This is a genomic window from Phormidium sp. FACHB-1136, from assembly GCF_014697375.1.
Lineage (GTDB): Bacteria > Cyanobacteriota > Cyanobacteriia > Phormidesmidales > Phormidesmidaceae > Nodosilinea.
On record NZ_JACJRS010000221.1, the window covers coordinates 1 to 2,496 of the forward strand.

At 54.3% G+C, this 2,496-nt stretch carries 3 protein-coding genes; all 3 read right to left on the bottom strand.

Annotation, left to right across the window (positions count from 1 at the left end; translation table 11 throughout):
* Positions 1-124 precede the first annotated feature (124 nt).
* Complete coding sequence (gene crtD, locus H6G62_RS26715) at positions 125-1,633, bottom strand: C-3',4' desaturase CrtD (RefSeq protein ID WP_190500825.1); 1,509 nt, start codon at positions 1,631-1,633, stop codon at positions 125-127.
* A gap of 206 nt (positions 1,634-1,839) precedes the next feature.
* A complete protein-coding gene (locus H6G62_RS26720) occupies positions 1,840-2,190 on the bottom strand; it encodes a hypothetical protein (RefSeq protein ID WP_190500828.1) in 351 nt (116 codons plus the stop codon).
* Positions 2,180-2,496: transposase (locus tag H6G62_RS26725; protein ID WP_190496501.1), on the bottom strand; the 317-nt coding region annotated here is incomplete at its 5' end. The genes H6G62_RS26720 and H6G62_RS26725, both read right to left, overlap by 11 nt.

A 2,496-nucleotide genomic window follows, 5' to 3' on the forward strand; every position in this document is an offset into this window, starting at 1 on the left:
ATGCTGTTGAGGCTATCCATCGGTGCACCGTGTTTTACTTGCACCTGCACTCTATGCGGTGGATAGCTTTTTTCCAACCCAACCCCAAAAAACTGTCCGGAGTGTTGTTTCTCGAACGGGTGATCTAGCTGACCTCAATTTGCTGTACTACCGTGCGGGCCGAATAGCTGACGCCAGCGGTGCCCTCGCCGGGATGGGTGGAATCGCCCACTAGCCAGAGGCCGTGGATAGGGGTACGGTTGGCAAAGCCGAAGGGGCCATAGCTGCTGACCCGCATTCCCAACCCGCCAACGATGCCCTGCTGACGGGCGGTGAAGTGGGCAAAGGTGTGAGGGGTGGCGGCCTCGATGTGGAGGATATGTTTGGGATCCAGGTCAAAATAGTTGGAGAGGCGACGGATGGATCCATCGGTGTAAGCTTGCTTCATCCCGGCATAATTTGAGGTTTGCCACCAGGGGCCAACTTCGGTGAAGGTGGAGGCGATAATCGTGGCCTGCCCCGCCGGAGCGCGTCCATCCCCAGGACGGCTGACGGAGACAAACAGGGAATTGTTTTCGCTAATGGGGCCGTCGTAGTTGTAGAGAAATTGCAGGTGGGGCGGGCAGTTGGGGGGGATGGCCTCGGCGTCCACACCCAGGTAAATAACAAACGCGCCGCTGCTGGGGGGCAGGTTTTTCACGCGGCGGCGGTAGCCCTGAGGTGCTTGATCCCCCAGGAGTTCCACCAAATTTTGTACCGTAACATTGGCGACGACGTGGTTCGCAGGTTCCACCCAGGTTTTGCCGGATTTTTGATCCTGCACCGTTACCCCCGTCACCCGTCCATTTTGGGTATGAACCTGCTGAACCGTATGGCGCAGTTGCAGCAGGCCACCATCTCGCGCTAGGGACTTTTCTAGGGCATCGCTCAAAGCCTGCATACTGCCCTTGAGGTGAAACAACCCCTGGGGCGCTTGGGACACACTGAGGGCGGTGGCGGCGTAGAGCAGGGCGGTTTCGTCGGCGTTGACCTGGGAGTAAAGCTTGAGCTGCAAATCCAAAAAGGTCTTCAGGCGGCGATCTTGCGCTAGCCCAAGGGACTGAAGCACTTGACCCACGGTGGCGAAGGTGTAGGGCACGGTGCGCAGGGTGTCGGGTCGCAGGGCTTTCACTAAGCGGCTCAAATCCCATAGGTTGCGGGGGGGCAACACCGGATCTCTCCCCTGAAACCGCCAGCTCGGCGCAAACAAATCCTTCAACAATTGCCATAGGGGTTCGCTGCCGGGAAATTGTCGCTGCCGTTCCGCCTGCCATGCGGCGGGATCGCGCCACACCTGAATCGGCTCGGTTTCCCCCGGCAAAAAGACCGCACAGGCCGGATCGCAGAAGGTGGCCTCTGGCAGGGGAATATCCAGTTCGGTAAAAATTTGGTGATGGATGCCACCCGGTTCTAGGCCCGCCACTTGGGTTGCCCCCACATCAAAGGTGAAGCCCCGCCGCCGAAAGGTGGACGCACAGCCCCCCGCCACCAGGGCTTGGTCAAACACGCGCACCCCATAGCCCCGCTTGGCCAGCAACGCCGCTGCCGTGAGGCCACCGATACCCGCTCCTACCACCACTACCCGGTTACCACCCACTGCCATGGGGTCTGCCATAGTTGTTACATTTCTTAATACCGCTCTCAGTTTAACCCAACGACAAGGCCCGTGGATTCCCCCCACCAACCTCGTCTAGACTCTGGATTCCCAGGGGATTCCTAACCATCATCCCTGCCCCCAGGTATGACCGCTTCCCAGCCCTCCAACCATCCCCCTCAGATGACTATGGAGAAGTCTTATACGCCTTACTTGTAGCGACTACGTTATTTTTGGTCATCGCATTGGCCTATCAGCAAGGGAATTCTGCCTTCAGGCAATTTAGTCGAAAAATGTTTAAGTTGTTTGCGATAATGGCTTCCTTTGCCGTAGGGGTGGATATGCTTCACATTATGGCTAGTCATAACTTGCCTGAGTCTCTCTTTCACCTGATTGGCACGGTTGAAGATGGTGGGGAAATGATGGTGATGAGCTTTATCTTCTGCTACTCCTTTTCCCATCTTTACTATGCTGGAATCTAAAAGTAAGGCTGTGGTTAGATCGGAGATGATGAATAGGATGAAGGCGTAGAGATTCGGAAACTGGGGGTTATAAGCTGATATGCATTTAAATTGCATTGACTGTGTTTCCTTTATTTTTGATCTTGCGATCCCAGTTGATGACAAGCTGCCCTTCGTTCAATAGGTTATGAACAAGCGCTTCTAGATCCTCAATCGACTCAAATAGACGATTGGCAATGAATTCCTTTGCAGAGTGCCAAACTAACTCGATTAAATTATAGTCCGGACTGTAGGGTGGCAGAAATTCTAAAACAATGTTGGGCATCTCCTTCGCTATCTTCTCTAGAATCTCTGCCTTTTTATGAATACTTGCATTGTCTAAAATGATAAGAATCTTAGGGCCATCCTGCTCAAAGTCTTCAA

Bases quoted from the DNA above. Each gene is read 5' to 3' on its own strand.
- H6G62_RS26720 (WP_190500828.1), bottom strand. From the start codon at position 2,190: ATGCAATTTAAATGCATATCAGCTTATAACCCCCAGTTTCCGAATCTC.
- crtD (WP_190500825.1), bottom strand. From the start codon at position 1,633: ATGGCAGACCCCATGGCAGTGGGTGGTAACCGGGTAGTGGTGGTAGGA.